General features: G+C 45.6%; 17 protein-coding genes. 2 read left to right on the top strand and 15 right to left on the bottom strand.

The annotated features are described in order from the left end of the window. Window positions 1-12: 12 nt before the first annotated feature. The 5 genes from malZ to yfbV form a co-directional block, all read right to left on the bottom strand. Window positions 13-1,839: a maltodextrin glucosidase gene (malZ, locus tag ACTS60_RS21535; RefSeq protein WP_440889916.1), complete on the bottom strand. Its 1,827-nt coding sequence runs from the start codon at window positions 1,837-1,839 to the stop codon at window positions 13-15. 140 nt (window positions 1,840-1,979) lie between these two features. Continuing rightward, entirely contained in the window at window positions 1,980-2,774 is a 795-nt protein-coding gene (locus ACTS60_RS21530) for an ABC transporter ATP-binding protein (protein WP_182026198.1), read from the bottom strand. After that, complete coding sequence (locus tag ACTS60_RS21525) at window positions 2,771-3,706, bottom strand: ABC transporter permease (RefSeq protein WP_071234653.1); 936 nt, start codon at window positions 3,704-3,706, stop codon at window positions 2,771-2,773. Before ACTS60_RS21525 ends, ACTS60_RS21530 begins: the two co-directional genes overlap by 4 nt. Before the next feature lie 55 nt (window positions 3,707-3,761). Then, window positions 3,762-4,727, bottom strand: coding sequence for an ABC transporter substrate-binding protein (locus ACTS60_RS21520; protein ID WP_010449354.1), 966 nt, complete (start codon window positions 4,725-4,727; stop codon window positions 3,762-3,764). A 311-nt stretch (window positions 4,728-5,038) separates the two neighbouring features. Continuing rightward, the gene (gene yfbV, locus ACTS60_RS21515) at window positions 5,039-5,491 is read right to left on the bottom strand and encodes a terminus macrodomain insulation protein YfbV (RefSeq protein WP_440889915.1); all 453 of its coding nucleotides are present in this window, start codon (window positions 5,489-5,491) and stop codon (window positions 5,039-5,041) included. 346 nt (window positions 5,492-5,837) lie between these two features. Between yfbV and ACTS60_RS21510 the strand changes: the two genes are divergently transcribed. Both ACTS60_RS21510 and pta read left to right on the top strand, forming a co-directional pair. Continuing rightward, on the top strand, window positions 5,838-7,034 hold the full coding sequence (locus ACTS60_RS21510; protein ID WP_440889914.1) for an acetate kinase: 1,197 nt from the start codon (window positions 5,838-5,840) through the stop codon (window positions 7,032-7,034). Between the two features lie 136 nt (window positions 7,035-7,170). Beyond that, window positions 7,171-9,336, top strand: a complete 2,166-nt coding sequence (gene pta, locus ACTS60_RS21505) for a phosphate acetyltransferase (protein WP_143692736.1) — start codon at window positions 7,171-7,173, stop codon at window positions 9,334-9,336. Window positions 9,337-9,407: 71 nt separating this feature from the next. Here the strand turns inward: pta and ACTS60_RS21500 are convergent, their stop codons facing one another. From ACTS60_RS21500 to moaC, 10 genes are all read right to left on the bottom strand, one after another. Next, window positions 9,408-10,682 carry an MgtC/SapB family protein gene (locus tag ACTS60_RS21500; RefSeq protein WP_440889913.1) on the bottom strand — a complete coding sequence of 425 codons (1,275 nt, stop codon included), beginning with the start codon at window positions 10,680-10,682 and terminating at the stop codon, window positions 9,408-9,410. A 135-nt stretch (window positions 10,683-10,817) separates the two neighbouring features. Further along, window positions 10,818-11,762 carry a glutathione S-transferase family protein gene (locus tag ACTS60_RS21495; RefSeq protein WP_440889912.1) on the bottom strand — a complete coding sequence of 315 codons (945 nt, stop codon included), beginning with the start codon at window positions 11,760-11,762 and terminating at the stop codon, window positions 10,818-10,820. 210 nt (window positions 11,763-11,972) lie between these two features. Beyond that, window positions 11,973-12,965 carry a murein tripeptide/oligopeptide ABC transporter ATP binding protein OppF gene (gene oppF, locus ACTS60_RS21490; RefSeq protein WP_440889911.1) on the bottom strand — a complete coding sequence of 331 codons (993 nt, stop codon included), beginning with the start codon at window positions 12,963-12,965 and terminating at the stop codon, window positions 11,973-11,975. Further along, on the bottom strand, window positions 12,962-13,933 hold the full coding sequence (locus ACTS60_RS21485; RefSeq protein ID WP_221069725.1) for an ABC transporter ATP-binding protein: 972 nt from the start codon (window positions 13,931-13,933) through the stop codon (window positions 12,962-12,964). Before ACTS60_RS21485 ends, oppF begins: the two co-directional genes overlap by 4 nt. A 30-nt stretch (window positions 13,934-13,963) precedes the next feature. Next, the gene (gene oppC / locus ACTS60_RS21480) at window positions 13,964-14,866 is read right to left on the bottom strand and encodes an oligopeptide ABC transporter permease OppC (protein WP_440889910.1); all 903 of its coding nucleotides are present in this window, start codon (window positions 14,864-14,866) and stop codon (window positions 13,964-13,966) included. Window positions 14,867-14,881: 15 nt separating this feature from the next. Beyond that, entirely contained in the window at window positions 14,882-15,802 is a 921-nt protein-coding gene (gene oppB / locus ACTS60_RS21475) for an oligopeptide ABC transporter permease OppB (RefSeq protein ID WP_010449365.1), read from the bottom strand. Window positions 15,803-15,908: 106 nt separating this feature from the next. Then, window positions 15,909-17,540 (bottom strand): ABC transporter substrate-binding protein, encoded by a 1,632-nt coding sequence (locus ACTS60_RS21470; protein WP_440889909.1) that lies wholly within the window; start codon window positions 17,538-17,540, stop codon window positions 15,909-15,911. 571 nt (window positions 17,541-18,111) lie between these two features. Then, window positions 18,112-18,567, bottom strand: a complete 456-nt coding sequence (moaE, locus tag ACTS60_RS21465; protein ID WP_440889908.1) for a molybdopterin synthase catalytic subunit MoaE — start codon at window positions 18,565-18,567, stop codon at window positions 18,112-18,114. A 1-nt stretch (window position 18,568) separates the two neighbouring features. After that, entirely contained in the window at window positions 18,569-18,826 is a 258-nt protein-coding gene (moaD, locus tag ACTS60_RS21460; protein WP_440889907.1) for a molybdopterin synthase sulfur carrier subunit, read from the bottom strand. Beyond that, window positions 18,826-19,302 (bottom strand): cyclic pyranopterin monophosphate synthase MoaC, encoded by a 477-nt coding sequence (moaC, locus tag ACTS60_RS21455; RefSeq protein ID WP_440889906.1) that lies wholly within the window; start codon window positions 19,300-19,302, stop codon window positions 18,826-18,828. The genes moaD and moaC overlap by 1 nt, the downstream gene beginning before the upstream one ends. Between the last annotated feature and the right edge of the window lie 24 nt (window positions 19,303-19,326).

Below are 19,326 nucleotides of genomic sequence, written 5' to 3'. Positions count from 1 at the left end.
AGGTGCTAAGTGTCACTTCACTTGCCATAAACTAGACGTCAAAGGTGTGATCTTGACAGAAAAATGACGCCTATAATCAACTTTATCGCCAGTTTCGCAAAGTTGAAGCAAGTGTTTAGCATTTAAGCCAAGTTTCCATAACGGAATATCAATCAATTGCACATCTTCACTAAAATTCAATGCAACAATTACAGCTTCACTCCCCAGCTGTCTTGCAAAGACCAATACATCATCAGACGCATATAACCACTGAAGACTACCTGATTGTAAACATGGGTAGTTCCTACGTATGGCAATCCAACGCTTATAGATTGGCAACCATTTCGATTTTGCAACCTCTCCCCAAGGGAAACAACGTCTGTTATCTGGATCCAAACCGCCTTCTAGGCCAACTTCACTGCCATAATAAACACATGGTACTCCTACGTACGTCATCAGCATGATTAATGCTAATTCCATCCGTTTGTTGTCCCCTTTAATCAGAGAAAGAAAGCGCGCAGTATCGTGGCTGTCCAACTGATTCAGTTGGGATAGTTGGTTGTGCCAAGGAATTTTTGCTCTTGCTTCATCTAACCATTCTTTAAAATCCAGTCCACCAATCATGATCGGGTCATAAGCAATATCTTTTTTAGCTACAAATGCTCGCACTGGATGGGCAAAACCATAGTAGTTCATCGCTCCATCCTCTTGGCCGCCTTGCAGCCATTGCGTCGCCTCAAAGAAGTGTTCACCTAACACATACGCATTAGGGTTGGTTGATTTGGTTGCTTGACGGAAAGCTTCCACATAGTGCGCGTTGTTTTTTGCACCATCGCCTTCACCCAACATATGAATGACATCAAAACGCCAACCATCAACAGAATATGGTGGTTTGAGCCAATATTTGATTACGGCCTCTTCACTTTGATAGATGTAATCGCGCACCTGCTCATTTTCAAAGTTCAGAACGGGTAGGCTAGCAATACCTTTCCAGCCAATGTAATTATTGGTTTCTCCCTCGAAGAAGTAATAGTCACGAAAATCTGAATTTGGGTTTCCATACGCCCCAAGACCTTCTTGTTTTATATCGAACCAAGGGTGCTCCACTGAGGTGTGATTAAATACCGCATCCAAAACTACCTTCATTTGCTTGCCATGAATTCGTTCACACAAATCTGCAAACCGTTCATTGCTTCCAAACATTGGGTCGATCGTGAAATAATCCGTAGTGTCATATTTATGATTACTTGGTGCAGTAAAAATTGGGTTGAAATACAACGCTGTCACACCCAACTCATCCAAGTAATCAAGCTTCTGTTCAACACCTTTTAAATCGCCGCCGAAAAACTCTCTTGCACCCGTATTTTGGTGAGTTCCAACCGCCTCTCCCCAAGGTTTTACTAAAATTTCTGGGTCGTATTGAGCGTAAGCATTTCGAATCGATTGCTCATCTTGGCTAGCCGCAAAGCGATCAGGAAATATCTGGTAGAAGACCTGTTCTTGCACCCAGCGAGGAGGTTGAGACTGCGTGTTCAACTTAAAGTGGAACTCTTTCGGCGGCATACGCTTATGCACGCCTCTGCCATCAAGCCAAAGCTGGTGGTTGCCTTTGATCAGCTTGAACACATAATGGGTGACGTCACGGTCTCGGTTCGCTGCAAATTGTGCTTTCCACAACTGAAGCTCACCAGCATTACCACTAGGCGTCATCTCTATGAGGTATTCTTCGTTGTCTGGTTCACAGCGCACGTGCACGCTATCAAACTCGATGTTTTCGGTTTTCAAAATGACGGTAAGCCGTTCACCATCAAGAACAAGGCCATCTTCAGTCTGGCTATGGAAGATAAATGGAAGGGTCATGGTAAGCGCTCTTAGTATTGGAATATTCCACTATTTTAATAAAGAGCACCCATCTAAAAATCCTCCTTTTAAAAATACCGTACGGGTTATTTTCTCAAGGAGGATCACATTTGGTAGGCGTAGTCGACAAACACTCTAAGCTAGTTCAACAACAAGCTGTCATCTGCCAACTCCTCTCCACGCACTTTAGAAAACATTTCCAATAAGTCTGGTACTTGCATATTCGCTCGCTGCTCACCCGCTACATCAAGAACAATTTCTCCTTGGTGCAACATTACTGTCCTGTCACCACAGGCCAGAGCATCCTTCATCGAGTGTGTCACCATCATTACCGTAAGATTAAACTCGGTGACAATGCGCTTAGTCAGGTCAATAACAAAAGCCGCCATACGAGGGTCTAACGCAGCCGTATGTTCATCAAGCAGTAGTAGCTTACTGTCTGATAGTGTTGCCATAACTAGACTAACCGCTTGACGCTGACCACCAGAAAGCAGCCCAATGCTGTCACCAAGGCGATCTTCAAGCCCTAAACCCAGAATGCTGATGCGCTCTTGAAACAGCTTGCGACGTTTCGCTGAGAGCGCCATCCCCCACCCGCGACGCTGACCCCGCATGTAAGCAAGCGCCATGTTTTCTTCAATGGACAAATCCCCACAAGTACCAGCTAGTGGGTCTTGGAATACGCGAGCACATTGAGTGGCGCGTTGTGCAACCGTCTTACGCGTTACATCTTGCCCCCCTATGATCACTTGCCCACCAATCATTGGCGTTTCGCCCGTCACCGCACCAAGTAGCGTTGATTTACCCGCGCCGTTGGATCCAATCACGGTGAGGAACTCATGCTCAGGTACTTCTAAAGACACCCCTTTTAACGCTCTATTTTCCAAAATAGTGCCGGGATTGAAGGTCACTTGAATATCATTGAGTTCAATCATAGTGCCTCTCCTGATCCATTTTTCGATGCCGCTTGTTTTGCATTCGACACTCGTTGTTTGGCTTTCATTCTCTGTTTCAATTTCGGCGCTATCAAAGCTACCGCGACGAGTACGGCTGTAACCAAATTTAGATCCGATGCTTGTAGGCCAAACATTCCCGAACTCAGGGCAAACGCGACTGCTAGGCGATAAAGCACCGAACCAATAATCACCGCACAAACTGCAACCCAGATTTTCCGCCCTGGAATAAGGGTTTGTCCAAGAATAACCGCCGCAAGACCAACTACGATGGTACCCACACCAGAGGTGACATCGGCAAAGCTGTTGGTCTGAGCAAATAACGCCCCAGCAAAACCAACAAATCCGTTAGAGAGCGCTAAGCCAAAGTAAGTGTAAAAGCCAGTACTCGCCCCTTGCGCTGCCACCATTCGGGCGTTTACCCCTGTCGCTCTTAACCCTAAACCGAAATCGCTGTTAAGAAGACGCACGACAAATAGCGCGGAAAGTAATACCAGCACACCGACAATCAAAGGGCGGATGTACATAGCATCGCCGATCGATTCAAAAGGGGTAAGAATAGTGTCTTCTCCAAGCAGCGCCATGTTCGGCTTGCCCATGATGCGAATGTTGATAGAAAACGCCGCAATCATGGTAAGAATGGAAGCGAGTAGATGAAGAATGCCACAACGAACCGCTAGAAAGGCGGTCACCCACCCTGTCATGCCACCAGCAATGACTGCCATTCCTGTGGCAATCCAAGGATTGATACCCGCCACAATAGCGGTTGCGGCAACGGCAGCACCCATAGGAAAGCTACCATCAACACTTAAATCAGGGAAATCTAGTACTCGAAACGTAAGGTAGACGCCCAAGGCAACTAAACCGTAGATAAGGCCTATCTCGAGGGCACCAAAAAAAGCAAATGCAGACATAACTGCTCCTTTCTGCACAAGTCAGGTCGACGTTAAACCGACCTGAACACGACTATTACTGAATGCTAGTCGCTCGTTTCACAACAGAGCTCGGTAGTTGAATACCCAGCTTAGTTGCCGCACCTTCATTCACAACCAGATCAGAGCCTGTTGCTACTTTGACATCTAACTTGCCCGGCTCTTGCCCTTCCAAAATCGCAGCAACATAGTCAGCAGTTTGAACACCAACCTGATAGTAATCAAAACCTAAACTGGCAATCGCTCCTTTTTCTACATAAGAAGTCGCCCCACCAAAGACGGGTTTCTTTGCCTGATTCGCTGCGACGATCATACCTTCAATCGCGCTAGCTACTGTGTTATCTGTCGGTGCATAAATCACATCTGACTTAGCTGCAATAGCTTGAGTCGCAGATTGTACATCTGCGCTCTTCAGTGCTGTCGCTTCTACCACTTCAAGGCCATTTGCTTCCGCGCTCTCTTTTAACAGCTGCACCAGTGTCACTGCATTCGCCTCACCAGGGTTGTAGACCACGCCAATGGATTTAGCTTTCGGCAAAATTTCTTGAATCAGTGCAACGTGCTGCGCCACAGGAGACAAATCAGAAAGACCGGTGACGTTTTTACCCGGCTGATGCATGGATTTAACTAACTTAGCGCCCACCGGATCCGTTACTGCAGTAAACACAACTGGAATAGAACGAGTAGCAGAAACCAAAGCCTGTGCTGATGGTGTTGCTATGCCCACAAGCACATCTGGGCTTTCACCCACATATTGACGTGCAATCTGTACCGCTATAGCTGGGTTACCTTGTGCCGTTTTGTAGTCAAACTCCAAATTCTTCCCTTGCTCATAGCCTTTTGCTTTCAAGCCATCTATCAAGCCCTGACGAGTCGCATCGAGTGCAGGGTGTTCTACGATTTGTGAAACCGCAACAGTGGCAGTGTTAGCAAGCACGTTGGCAGAGGAAAAAACCGTGGTCGCGGTAAGAATGGCAGTAGCTAATAAATGTTTCGTTTTCATCATGACTCCTTGATGTCTCTTCGTCCTTGAACTGAAAGCCTCTTCGAAAATGAATGCTGAACAGAAATAATGAGGAAGATGGGATGTTGTGTTTAAAACTGTGCACTTTTTGTTCATCTGTTTTTCATTATTAACGCTAAGTCTCGGTAAAGAAAAGTAAGATTTAACAACAAAGTAACATTTGTGATCTCGCAATCGATGTGAGAGCGGCTATTGCAAGCAAAGAAAGGAGGGACAACCTATATAGGAGGCATAAAAAATGGAGTGGCAATTGCACACTCCATCTCAGTAATAATGGTTTGTCTTGATGTTTAGAACCAACGTTCCAGTGCTGTCTTGTCTAGTTGGCGAAATGCTCGGTTTAGGATCACCGCTAATTCTTTGTATCTTGGGCGTGCTTTTGCAGGTTCTAATGCGAAACCTGTCTCCGTAATTTTTTGGTGTAGCTCTCGATACCAAGAAGCTAGCGCAGGAGGAAGTTTAGTATTCGAACGGCTGCCCAACCACCACATACCTTGCAAAGGCATACTGATGGCAAACAATGCAACCACAATGGCTTGCGGTAATGCGTTGTAGTTATTAAAAGCCATTTGAGTGAGCACACTGATCGCCGCAACTGCAGGCATCACTTTTATGCCGAAGCGCGTTGCTTTGATAATGCGTTGTTCGGGAAAAATGGCGTTCAGCTCTTTACGAACCGGCCAGATCTCCATGTAGCGTTGACCGTCTTTCAGGCTATGGATCAATCCGACTTGTTTGCTCATACCGCTCTCTCACTAAAAAATAGTTGAACATTTCAACTGAAGGCGCAAAAAATTGATGAAAGTTAATATTCTTTCAAAATTTTTTTGTTATCATTGCCTATTATCGCTATCCTTTGCAGACCCTCAATCTCATTGTTGCCGTTATTTACAATTTAAGCAACTCCGAGATTCCTATCTGCACGGATCGCATCATAGTGATGGATGGGTTCATCACTATTCTTTTATATGGAATTAGAACAATTTTTGACCAAGATTAGTGCGCAGCCTTGCTGGTATCGTCTATTCTTGTGATTGATTTTCATCCTTAACTGATTTTTTTGTCAGACGAATAAACAGGTAGTCATACATGTCTAAGCTAGTTTTAGTTTTAAACTGTGGTAGTTCTTCTCTTAAATTTGCTGTTGTTGATGCAGAAACAGGTGCAGAGCACCTAACAGGTCTTGCAGAGTGTCTTGGTCTTCCAGAAGCTCGTATGAAATGGAAACTTGACGGCAAGCACGAAGCTCAACTTGGTGCAGGCGCAGCTCACGTAGAAGCACTATCATTCATGGTAGAAACTATTCTTGCTTCTAAGCCAGAGCTTAAAGCTAACCTAGGCGCTATCGGTCACCGTATCGTACACGGTGGTGAGCAGTTCACTCAATCTGCACTGATCACTGATGAAGTTCTAAAGGGTATTCAAGACGCTGCAACTTTCGCACCTCTTCACAACCCAGCACACCTAATCGGTATCGAAGCTGCTAAAGTAAACTTCCCAGAGCTTAAAAACGTTGCTGTATTTGACACTGCGTTCCACCAAACTATGCCTGAAGAGTCTTTCCTATACGCTCTTCCATACAAACTATACAAAGAGCACGGCATCCGTCGTTACGGCATGCACGGTACTTCACACCTATTCATCACTCGTGAAGTTGCAAACCTACTAAACAAGCCAGTTGAAGAAGTAAACATCATCAACTGTCACCTAGGTAACGGTGCTTCTGTGTGTGCAATCAAGAACGGTAAATCTGTAGACACTTCTATGGGTCTAACTCCTCTTGAAGGTCTAGTAATGGGAACTCGTTGTGGTGACATCGACCCAGCTATCGTATTCCACCTACACGACGCTCTAGGTTACTCTGTTGAAGAAATCAACAACATGCTAACTAAAGAGTCTGGTCTTGCTGGTCTAACTGAAGTGACTTCTGACTGTCGTTTCGTTGAAGACAACTACGGTGAGAAAGAAGAAGCAACTCGCGCAATGGACGTGTTCTGTCACCGTCTAGCTAAATACGTAGCGGGTTACACTGCTTCAATGGAAGGCCGTCTAGACGCAATCACTTTCACTGGCGGTATCGGCGAGAACTCTGGCCCTATCCGTGAAATGGTTCTTAACCGTCTAGCTATCTTCGGCATCGAAGTAGACAGCGAAGCAAACCTTAAAGCACGTTTCGGTGGTGAAGGTACTATCACTACTGCAAACAGCCGTATCCCAGCAATGGTTATCTCTACTAACGAAGAGCTAGTTATCGCTGAAGACACTGCACGTCTAGCAGGTCTTTAATGATTAAACTGGCTAGCCAATCGGCTAGCCAGTTTTTCTTCCAAAGAATTTATTAGGGGCTTAACTCCTATTCTCTGAATCTTCATGGAATAAGAGTTGAGCTTTTATCCCCCCAATAGCTAAAGGTACTCTACGAATGTCTCGTACTATTATGCTTATCCCTGCAAGTGCTGGTGTTGGTCTAACTAGCGTAAGCATGGGTGTTCTTCGCGCAATGGAGCGCAAAGGCGTTAAAGTTTCTTTCTACAAACCAATTTCACAGCCACGTTCTGGCGGTGATCAACCAGATCTAACTTCAACTATCGTTGGCTACAACAGCGATATGAAGATTGGTCAACCTGTAGCGATGTCTGTTGCTGAAAGCCTAATCGGTAACGACAACATGGACGAACTGCTAGAAACTGTTGTTGAGCGTTACAACCAAATCAACAAAGATGCAGACGTAACACTTATCGAAGGTCTAGTACCAACTCGTAAGCACCCATTCGCTAACCAAGTGAACGCGGAAATCGCAGCAACACTAGGTGCGGAAATCGTTCTTGTTGCAACTCCTGGTACAGATAACCCAGCTCAACTTAAAGAGCGCATTGAAGTAGCATGTTCTAACTTCGGTGGTACTAAGAACAAGAACATCTCTGGCGTAATCATCAACAAGCTAAATGCACCTGTTGACGAAGCTGGCCGTACTCGCCCTGACCTATCTGAAATCTTTGATGATGCAGACAGCGCGAAGCAAAACGAAATGAAAGTGATGGAAATCTTCAACACTTCTCCAATTCGTGTACTAGGTTGCGTGCCATGGAGTATCGATCTGATCGCTACTCGCGCAGTTGATATGGCTCAGCACCTAAACGCTGACATCATCAACGCTGGTGACATCAACACTCGTCGTATTAAGAGCATCACTTTCTGTGCACGTTCTCTGCCAAACATGATTGAGCACTTCAAACCAGGCTCTCTACTTGTGACTTCTGCAGACCGTCCAGACGTTATCGTTGCAGCTGCACTTGCAGCAATGAACGGCGTTGATATCGGTGCAGTACTTCTAACTGGCGGTTACGACATCCCAGAAGAAATCGTGGGTCTATGTAAGCCAGCATTCGAAACTGGTCTACCGATCTTCAAAGCACAAGGCAACACTTGGCAAACTTCTCTGAACCTACAGAGCTTCTCTATCGAAGTTCCTGCAGACGATAAAGAGCGTATCGAGTTCATCAACGAGCACGTTGCTGGTCACATCGACGGTAACTGGATCGAGTCTATGACTGAAGGTACTCAAAAGTCTCGTCGTCTAAGCCCACCAGCATTCCGTTACCAGCTAACTGAGTTCGCTCGTAAAGCTGGCAAGCGTATCGTTCTTCCTGAAGGTGACGAGCCACGTACAGTTAAAGCTGCGGCTATCTGTGCTGAGCGCGGCATTGCAGAATGTGTGCTTCTAGGTAACCCAGACGAAATCCGTCGCGTTGCTGAACAGCAAGGCGTAACACTAGGTGCTGGCGTAACTATCATCAACTCTGATGAAGTTCGTGAAAACTACGTTGCTCGTCTAGTTGAACTACGTGGCGCGAAAGGCATGACTGAAGTTGTTGCTCGTGAGAAACTACAAGATTCAGTATTCCTTGGCACAATGATGCTTGAGAACGACGAAGTAGACGGTCTAGTTTCTGGTGCGGTTCACACCACAGCAAACACTATCGTTCCTCCGTTCCAAATCATCAAGACTGCACCTGATGCGTCTATCGTATCTTCTGTATTCTTCATGCTGCTACCTGACCAAGTATTGGTTTACGGTGACTGTGCGATCAACCCAGATCCAACAGCTGAACAGCTTGCTGAAATCGCTATCCAATCTGCTGATTCTGCAGCAGCATTCGGTATCGACCCTCGCGTTGCTATGATCTCTTACTCTACTGGTGAATCTGGTAAGGGTGCAGACGTAGATAAAGTACGTGAAGCAACTAAGATTGCTCAAGAGAAACGTCCAGATCTAGTGATCGACGGTCCTCTACAGTACGACGCAGCGATCATGGAAAACGTGGCAGCGTCTAAAGCGCCTAACTCTCCAGTAGCAGGTAAAGCGACAGTATTCGTATTCCCAGACCTAAACACTGGTAACACGACTTACAAAGCGGTACAACGTTCAGCAGACCTAGTATCTATCGGTCCAATGCTGCAAGGTATGCGCAAGCCTGTAAACGATCTATCTCGCGGTGCACTAGTAGACGATATCGTGTACACAGTTGCTCTAACTGCGATTCAGGCAGATCAAGCTGACCAAGCAAAAGAGAAAGCAGTTAACTAATAACTGCGCTTCTTGCAAGATAACAAAACCTCGCCTCGGCGAGGTTTTTTTTTGCCTTTTGGTTTGATCAATCAATAAATCACCAAAAACAAAGCTGCCCCAGAAAGCACGCAGCCAATCATTACCGGTGCCACTTTTGCCCACAGCGCTTTATCCCCTATCGCAACAACCATCCCCATCTTAACGATGGTATTTACAGACGCAGCAATCAAAATACCAAGTGCGGCAGTCGTCACACTCAAGGTTTGGGTACTTTGTCGTCCAAGAGCCAACGAGATAGCATCGACATCGGTGATGCCTGAAAGCGCAGATAATATCAATACCCCGGCATTACCAAACCAGTCTGACAGCGCATGGGACAACAGCATAATGGCTGCCAACACTACGCCAAAGAACAGTGCCGATTGAAGTGCTAAAGGGTTACGCTGTTTATTAGATTGCTCCACTTTCCCGATCTCGCTCCGACGCCATATCCACCAAGCAGGCAGATAAAGAGCGACCATCATGATGAGCACTATTGGCCACAATAAAGCGACTAATTGCGGGTTAATCACCGAGAGGACGATTAACAAACGAGGGAACATAGTCCCACAACTCAGTAGTATGCCACTGGCAAGCAAAGGGCTTATATTGGCTTGCTCACGAGAGAGGTGAGAAAACTGTAGCGTAAGTGCGGTAGAAGAACTTAACCCAGCAAAGACAGACGTAAACAAAATGCCCCGCTTCGCGCCACCAATCTTAATCGCGAAGTAACCCACAAATGAAATACTGGCAATTAGTACGACCATCCACCAGATTTCATAAGGGTTGAGCGCATTCCAAGGACCATAAGCTTGATTCGGAAGAAGTGGTAATAAAACGATGGAAATGAGTAGCAGACGTAAAGCTGCGTCAAGCTCATACTCTTGCAGCCTTTGCAGGGCATGGTGAAGCTCTTTCTTATTATCGAGTACAACCGCGGTAATGACCGCTGCTGCAGCTGCCAAAACAGGTTCGCCAGAAACGGTCAAACAGCCAAGAACAAAAGTAATCACTAAGCTAACCACACCTGTGATGCTAATGTCCTCACTCTTTCGTTGTTGAATGACAAATGCGATACAAGCAAGGATAACCAGTGCGATTAGAGCAAAGCCAATCAGTAAAGGGGTATAGATATTGGCAAGAATCCCAACCAAACCACCAAGTAATCCAACTAAGGAAAAGGTTCGAATACCTGCCACACGGCTACCTTCGACACTATTGCGCATCACCCAGCCGCGCTGTGTTCCTACTATCGCGCCTAAAAGCAGAGCAATAAATAGATTCCAAATCAAATGCTCGCCACTGACAAACTCATTGATATCCATTCCCCACCTCAGTAAAAAATCGCGCGTTATATCATCAGTTTATGTGATTTCTGGGAATTAGTTGTGATGTTGGGAGGAAATTGAGAAAAAAGAAAAACGCCAGATTAAATGGCGTTTGTTCCGGAGAGCTTAAACTTAAATTAAGTCTCGACCATGAGGTGAATCCAAATCTAACTCAGGGCCTTTCGGCACTACTTGCGTAGGGTTGATACCAGTATGGCTGAAATAGTAGTGACGCTTAATATGATAGAAGTCGGTAGTTTCTGCCACGCCTTCTACTTGATATAGCTCTTTCAAGTAACCCTGAATGTTTGGATAGTCAGCAATGCGCTGTTTATTACACTTAAAGTGGCCTACATACACGGCGTCAAAACGCACCAAAGTGGTAAACAATCGCCAGTCGGCTTCGGTGATTTTATTGCCTGCTAGATAACGATGCGTCGCAAGGTGTGCATCAATTTTATCCAGTGCAGCAAACAATGAATCAAATGCCTCTTCGTAAGCTTCTTGCGTTGTCGCAAATCCGCAGCGGTACACACCGTTATTCACGTTTGGATAGATGTAGTCGTTCCATTCATCAATCACGCTTTGAAGTTGCTCTGGGTAATAATCATCTTGGTTACCCGTTAATTCATTGAACTCGGAGTTAAACATACGGATGATTTCAGAAGACTCATTGGACACGATGGTATTGGTCTTTTTATCCCACAAAACTGGAACAGTAACGCGGCCTGTATAATCGGATTTAGCTTGAGTATAGAGTTGGTGCATTCGGGTGTGGCCGAATAATGGTTCTGGTAACCCCATCTGCCAGCCTTCACTTAGCATATCTGGACACACAACGGTGACGTCAATGTGCTTTTCCAGACCTTTAAGTTGACGGAAGATCAGTGTACGATGCGCCCAAGGACAAGCAAGTGAAACATACAGATGGTAGCGACCCGACTCTGGCTGAAACGTCACATCGGGCTTGTTTTTTATCCAGTTGCGAAAGCCTGCATCTTCACGAACGAACTTACCACCGCTTGATTTCGTTTCGTACCATACGTCGTGCCAAACGCCTTCAACTAACTTACCCATGACTGCTCTCCTCATTCTTTGTTTTCTACTATATTAGCGATTCTCGCTCAGCTTAGAATCCGGTCACTTAGTACAACTTGTTCAAGAATTTAGAATGTTCCAAATCTAGAATAGCGTCAGTCGATGGAACATGAAGAAAAATTGCAGGCATAAAAAAAGCGCGACCCTATAAAAGGCGCCGCGCTTAAGCCCGTCACAGGCCGAATTTAATTACACACTTACATGCAAACAAGATACTGCGTGAACGTCAGAACCTTCGATATGTGGCTTAGTCTTCGCACACTCTTCTGTTGCTTGTGGGCAACGGGTACGGAACACACAACCTGATGGCGGACTGATTGGCGATGGTAGATCACCCTCCAGCATCTGAATGGTTTTGTTGCGCTCTAATTCAGGATCTGGGATCGGAACTGCCGACATCAATGCACGTGTGTATGGGTGTTTTGGATCCGCAAACAGAGCTTCAGCTTCACCCAGTTCAACCGCGTTACCAAGGTACATAACCAGTACGCGGTCAGAGATGTGCTTCACAACTGATAAATCGTGCGCGATGAATACCAATGAAAGACCAAGCTCTTTTTGCAGCTCTTTCAGTAGGTTAACCACCTGAGCCTGAATCGATACGTCCAGAGCCGATACCGGTTCGTCACAGATGATCATCTTAGGCTTTAGGATAAGTGCACGCGCGATACCAATACGCTGACACTGGCCACCAGAGAACTCATGTGGGTAACGGTTGATCACGTTTGGCAGTAGACCTACCTTCGCCATCATCTCTTTAACGCGGTCTTTCACTTCTTGCTTAGTCAGTTCTGGGTAGAACGTCTCTAGCGGCTCAGCGATGATGTCGCCGACAGTCATACGCGGGTTCAAAGAAGCCAAAGGATCTTGGAAAATCATTTGGATTTCTTTGCGCGTTTCACGGCGTTGTACTTCTTTCATCTTCGTTAGGTCTTGGCCTAACCAAACTACTTCGCCGTCCGTTGCTTCAACCAAACCAATGATCGCGCGAGCAAACGTCGATTTACCACAACCAGACTCACCTACCACACCAAGAGTCTCACCTTCATATAGACGAACGTTTACGCCGTCTACTGCTTTTAGGCTTGAAGGTTTTGACCAAGGCCATGCAGATTTTGATGCAATGCTGAAGTGAACTTTCAGATCAGATACATCCAGAATTAGCTTTTTATCTGTACTCATTTGTTCCAAGCCTCCCATTCAGAAAAACATGCACGCTGACGGCCATCACCAAACGGCGTCAAAATTGGTGCTTCACGCTTACAACGATCCATCACACGGTGGCAGCGATCTTGGTAAGGACAGCCAGGTGGTAGACGAAGCAAGTTTGGCGGGTTGCCTGGGATCGTTGGCAGAATCTCGCCTTCAGTATCAAGACGAGGAATTGCCTTCAATAGACCTTCCGCATAAGGGTGGCTTGGGTTGTAGAAGATTTCGTTCACCGTGCCGTACTCCATGGTACGACCCGCGTACATAACCAGTACTTTGTCACAAGAACCCGCTACGACACCAAGGTCGTGCGTGATCATGATGATTGCAGTGTTGAACTCAGATTTCAGTTCGTTAAGCAGGTCCATGATCTGCGCTTGAACCGTAACGTCCAATGCCGTAGTCGGCTCATCCGCAATAAGCAGTTTTGGACGACACAGTAGTGCCATTGCGATCATTACACGCTGACGCATACCGCCTGAGAACTCGTGTGGGTACATGGTGATACGCTTACGAGCTTCTGGGATTTTAACTGCTTCAAGCATGCGAACCGACTCTTCGAACGCTTCTGCTTTACCCATACCTTTGTGCAGCATCAGTACTTCCATCAGCTGATCACTAACTTTCATGTATGGGTTAAGAGAGGTCATTGGGTCTTGGAAGATCATCGCGATCTGTTCCGCACGAACCTTGTTCAGTTCTTTTTCTGGAAGGTTAAGAATCTCATTACCTTCGAACTTCGCACTACCAGAAATAATACCGTTTTTCGCTAGCAAACCCATGATAGCGAATACAGTTTGTGACTTACCTGAACCAGACTCACCTACGATACCTAGGGTTTCACCTTGATTCAGAGAGAAGTTCAAATCGTTTACTGCGGTTACGATACCATCTTGCGTGGTAAATTCGACGCGCAGATCTTTGACATCTAATAAACTCATCATTGCTTCCTTTATTCTTTCTATTTTTAATTATCTGTCTTTTGGATCCAGCGCATCGCGCAGACCGTCACCAACGTAGTTGAAGCAGAATAGAGTCACAACCATGAATGCTGCTGGGAACGCCAGCTGCCAGATTGCCACTTCCATTGTTTGCGAACCTTCTTGTAGAAGTGCGCCCCAACTTGTCATTGGTTCCTGTACACCAAGACCAAGGAATGAAAGGAATGATTCAGTCAGAATCATGCTTGGGATAAGCAGCGTTGAGTAAACCGCTACGATACCCAGTACGTTTGGCACGATATGGCGAGTGATAATCTTCCAATTGCTCACACCACAAACGTGTGCCGCTTCAATGAACTCTTTGCTGCGTAGGCTTAGCGTTTGACCACGTACGATACGAGCCATATCCAGCCATGCAATCGCACCGATAGCGACGAAGATAAGAACGATGTTACGACCGAAGAATGTTACCAGTACGATCACTAGGAACATGAACGGAACCGCGTATAGGATTTCAAGAATACGCATCATGATACGGTCAACTTTACCGCCGATGAAGCCAGAAGCCGCACCGTAAAGCGTACCAATCACAACCGCAACCAATGCACCTAGAACACCCACCATCAGAGAGATACGACCACCAATTAGCGTGCGCACGTAAAGGTCACGACCTAAGCTGTCAGTACCGAACCAGTGCTCAGCACTAGGGCCAACGTGCATCGCATACCAATCAGTATCATCGAATGCGTAAGGTGCCATCATAGGCAAGAAGATCACCGCAAGGGTCATCAATGTAAGAATGAACAAGCTCACCATCGCCGCTTTGTTACGCATAAAGCGGATGCGGGCGTCTTGCCACAAACTACGGCCTTCAACTTCCAGGTTCTCTGCAAATTTCTCGACCGCTTGAAGATTATCTTTTTTCGTTAACATAACCATACTTCCCTGTTAGTAGCGAATTTTCGGGTCAATCATTGCTAGCAGAATATCAACGATAGCGTTGAACAAAATGAATAGGAAACCAATCAGAATGGTTACACCCATTACTAGCGAGTAGTCACGGTTGAAGGCTGCGTTTACGAACAGCTTACCGATACCAGGCAGACCAAAGATGGTCTCAACAACCACCGAGCCGGTAATAATGCCGACAAACGCTGGTCCCATGTAGGACACAACTGGAAGTAACGCTGGTTTTAATGCGTGTTTCAGGATGATGTAACGGTAACTTAGACCTTTCGCACGAGCAGTACGAATAAAGTTACTGTTCAATGTCTCGATCATAGAACCACGAGTGATACGAGCAAACGTGGCAACATAAAGCAGTGACATAGCAATGACTGGCAGCACTAAGTATTGCCATGATCCATCATGCCAACCACCCGCAGGGAATAAATTCCAGTGGAGTGAGAACAAGTAAATCAGAGCAGGCGCTAGTACGAAGGATGGCATTACGACCCCAAGCATCGCCGTCGACATAATGGTGTAATCAAGCCACGAGTTTTGTTTGAGCGCGGCTATGGTCCCGATCGTTACCCCCAGAATCACCGTGAAGATAAAGGCAATAAAGCCTACCTTCGCCGATACTGGGAGTGCTACCGAGATTAGCTCGTTTACTGTGTAATCTAAGTATTTGAATGAAGGACCAAAGTCACCTTGGATTACGTTAGTCAAATACGTGGTGTATTGCTCAAATACTGGCTTATCTAGGCCGTATTTGGCTTCAATGTTCGCCATAACTTCTGGCGGTAATGGACGCTCGCTCGAGAATGGGTTACCCGGTGCGAAACGCATGAGAAAGAAAGATACGGTGATCAAAACCAACATTGTTGGGATCGCCTCAAATATCCTTTTTGCGATGAATTTAAGCATAAACTCACTCTTTCAGTCTGTGACAGTTAAAAAATTGATGATAGGCAACACACGCAGCCTAAAGGATGCGCGTGTGCCTTATTCTTATAGTTTTGAAGCTAAACGATTAGTTAGCTTTGATGTAAAGATCTTTTGAGTAGATCTTCTCTTCCGCGTTGTTAGCAGGGAAACCACCAACGTGCGGGTTTAGTAGACGTGAACGCACGTACTGGTAAATTGGTGCGATTGGCATTTCTTTCGCCATCAGCTTTTCAGCATCTAGGTAAATTTGAGTACGCTCTTCTTCTGAAGTCGACTTAAGTGCTTTGTCGATCAGTGCGTCGTACTCTTTACTACCCCAGTGCTGACCACCAGTAGTGTTCGAGCTAACCATAAGGGTTAGGAATGAAGATGCTTCGTTGTAGTCGCCACACCAACCAGCGCGTGCAACTTCGAAATCACCTTGATCTTTAGTAGATAGGTATGTTTTCCACTCTTGGTTTTCTAGTGTAACGTCTAGACCAAGCGTTTTCTTCCACATTGAACCTAGAGCAACAGCTAGCTTCTTGTGGTTCTCGTTCGTGTTGTAAAGAAGAGAGAACTTAAGTGGGTTGCCTTTACCGTAACCCGCTTCTTCAAGAAGGCGTGCAGCTTCTGCGTTACGCTCTTTTTGCGTCATCTTACCGTAAACTGGTAGCTCAGGGTCGAAGTGCGCTGTAATTTCAGGCGTTAGGAAGTATGCTGGTTTTTGGCCTTGAGCAAGTATTGCTTTTGCAACGATATCACGGTCAATCGCGTAAGAAATCGCTTTACGAACACGAACGTCGTTAAATGGTTCTTTCTTCGTGTTGAATGAGTAGTAGTAAGTACACAGGCTACCCTCAACCGATACTGACTCAGGATGCTCTTTTTGCAGACGCTTAAAGTGCTCAGTCGGTAGCGTTGATGTGAAATCGATCTCGCCAGATAGGAAACGGTTCATTTCCGCTACTGCGTTTTCGATAGGTAGGAAAGTAACCTTGTTGATGACTGTTTTGCTGTTATCCCAGTACTGCTCGTTACGAGTCAGCTCTAGACGCTCGTTCACAACCCAGTTATTTACTACGTATGCACCGTTACCTACGAAGTTTGCTGGTTTCGTCCATTGATCACCGAACTTCTCAACTGTTCCTTTGTGAACTGGTTTCATTGTTGTGTGGCCAGTCATCATTACAAAGTAAGGAACCGCAGTATCTAGTTCAACGACTAGAGTGTGATCATCAGTCGCCTTAACACCTAGCTCGCTTTTGTCTTTTTTACCCGCAACGATATCTTTCGCATTCTTCATCTTGGTGTATTCCATGTACCAAGAATAAGGAGAAGCAGTTGCAGGATCGACAGCACGCTGCCAGCTGAACACGAAGTCTTGTGCTGTTACAGGCTCGCCATTAGACCATTTTGCGTCTTTACGTAGGTGAAAAGTGAAGGTTTTGTTGTCTGAGGTTTCCCAGCTTTCAGCAACACCAGGGATAGTGTCACCATCTGCATTCTGATTCACCAAGCCTTCAAGAAGATCACGAATCACGTGTGATTCAGGAACACCTTGAGATTTATGCGGGTCAATTGTCGCAACTTCAGTACCGTTACCACGAACAATTTCTTGCTTATCAGCTAGTTTAGTACCTGCTGGAACATCAGCAGCAAAAGCGGTAGTAGAAGCGGCAGCCACTGCCAGACCAGCACCTAGAAGAAGGGCTTGAGTGATTTTGTTCTTATACATGCGTAAAACTCCGAGTTTTTCATTAGCATCCATGACTTCTCTGCAAGGGACTGGAACGGTCAGCATTTTAGAACTTTTTAGCGCACTTTCTGAGCACAAAACTCTAAAACCTTACAAAGACTGCGGCACACATTAGCAATCATTGAAGTAATTTGCCATAAAAATGTAGCAAAAAAACTAATAATTCTGTAAATACCATTCATATTCAGCAATAAATACTAGTTAATAAGCATTCGCTAGCAAAATGGAGATATGAGATATCATTTAACAGGCGAAACTTTCGATAAATCTAAATTTAAACGATTTGATAGCATCTTATGCTGGATATACACATATTAATTAACATTTGCCATGGTACAAGTCTAACAAATTATTGTTTATATCTTGTCCAAGATTTTTTATTGTGAACAGGATCACCGTTCTGTAAACAAGTAAAATACGCGCGATTTGTAGAAGAAATATCGCGTTAGTTTGTGAGGGATTATTTTGAAGAAAGGAAGACTTGAAATAGAAAAGGCCAAGTCATTCTAGTAACTTGGCCTATGAGTAATTACTCGTCACAGAAGTGGCGTCATTTATCCCAGCGCTGTGCAGCTTGATGATCAGTATCTCGTGATTCAATCCAGCGGTTTTCACTGGTGGTGCGCTCTTTTTTCCAGAATGGCGCTTTGGTCTTTAAATAGTCCATAATGAACTCGCAAGCATCAAATGCCGCACCACGGTGAGCGCTTGAGACACCAACAAACACAATCTGGTCTCCAGTATCTAGATCACCAACACGATGAATCACGCGGACACCCAATAACGGCCAGCGAGATTCCGCTTCGTCACAGATGTCTATTAGGCTTTTTTCTGTCATGCCCGGATAATGTTCTAAGTGAAGACCAATGACGTTGTCGCCAAGGTTCATATCACGGACTTTACCGATGAAGGTTACGACCGCACCAGAGGCTGTACCTTCTGATAGACGTTGGTATTCTTGATCAACCGAAAAATCTTCTGCTTGTACAGAAACACGAGGATCCATCTTACCCCCCTGTTACTGGCGGGAAGAAGGCAACTTCATCGCCCGCTTTCACTTCAGTGTCCAAAGGTACGATAGATTGGTTTACCGCAGCCAGCAATTTACCTGGCTCTAGCGCTAAATCCCATTTACCTTCTTTATTTGCACCGGTTTCGACCAGATGGGCACGAATTGCTTCAACACTGTTGAATTGCTCTTCGAGCTCTAGGCCATCGATACCAACAAGCTCACGCGTTTGAGCAAAGAAAAGTACTTTAATCATTATTCCGCCTTGAAGTGACCCGATTTTCCGCCAGTCTTCTCAAGAAGACGAACTTGACCAATAACCATGTCTTTTTGCACGGCTTTACACATATCGTAAATCGTCAGAGCCGCAACAGAAGCCGCCGTTAGTGCTTCCATTTCCACGCCTGTTTTACCAGCTAGCTTACATACAGATTCGATGCGTACTTTGTTTTCCGCTTCGATAGCTTCCAGTTGAACTTCAACCTTAGAAAGCAACAGAGGATGACAAAGAGGAATCAAATCCCAAGTTTTCTTCGCGGCTTGAATACCAGCGATGCGAGCTGTCGCGAACACATCACCTTTGTGGTGTTGGCCTGAAACAATAAGTTGTAGTGTTTCTGGCGCCATGTGCACGAACGCTTCGACACGCGCTTCACGAACGGTTTCTGCTTTTGCTGACACGTCGACCATGTTAGCTTCGCCAGACGCGTTGATATGTGTAAATTGGGTCATTGTTTTTCCTTCGCTTTTAGGAAA

It is taken from the genome of Vibrio sp. WZ-1, from assembly GCF_052037695.1.
Taxonomy (GTDB): domain Bacteria; phylum Pseudomonadota; class Gammaproteobacteria; order Enterobacterales; family Vibrionaceae; genus Vibrio.
Note: the sequence above shows the minus strand (reverse complement) of the source record. Positions and strands in the feature narration are given on the sequence as shown.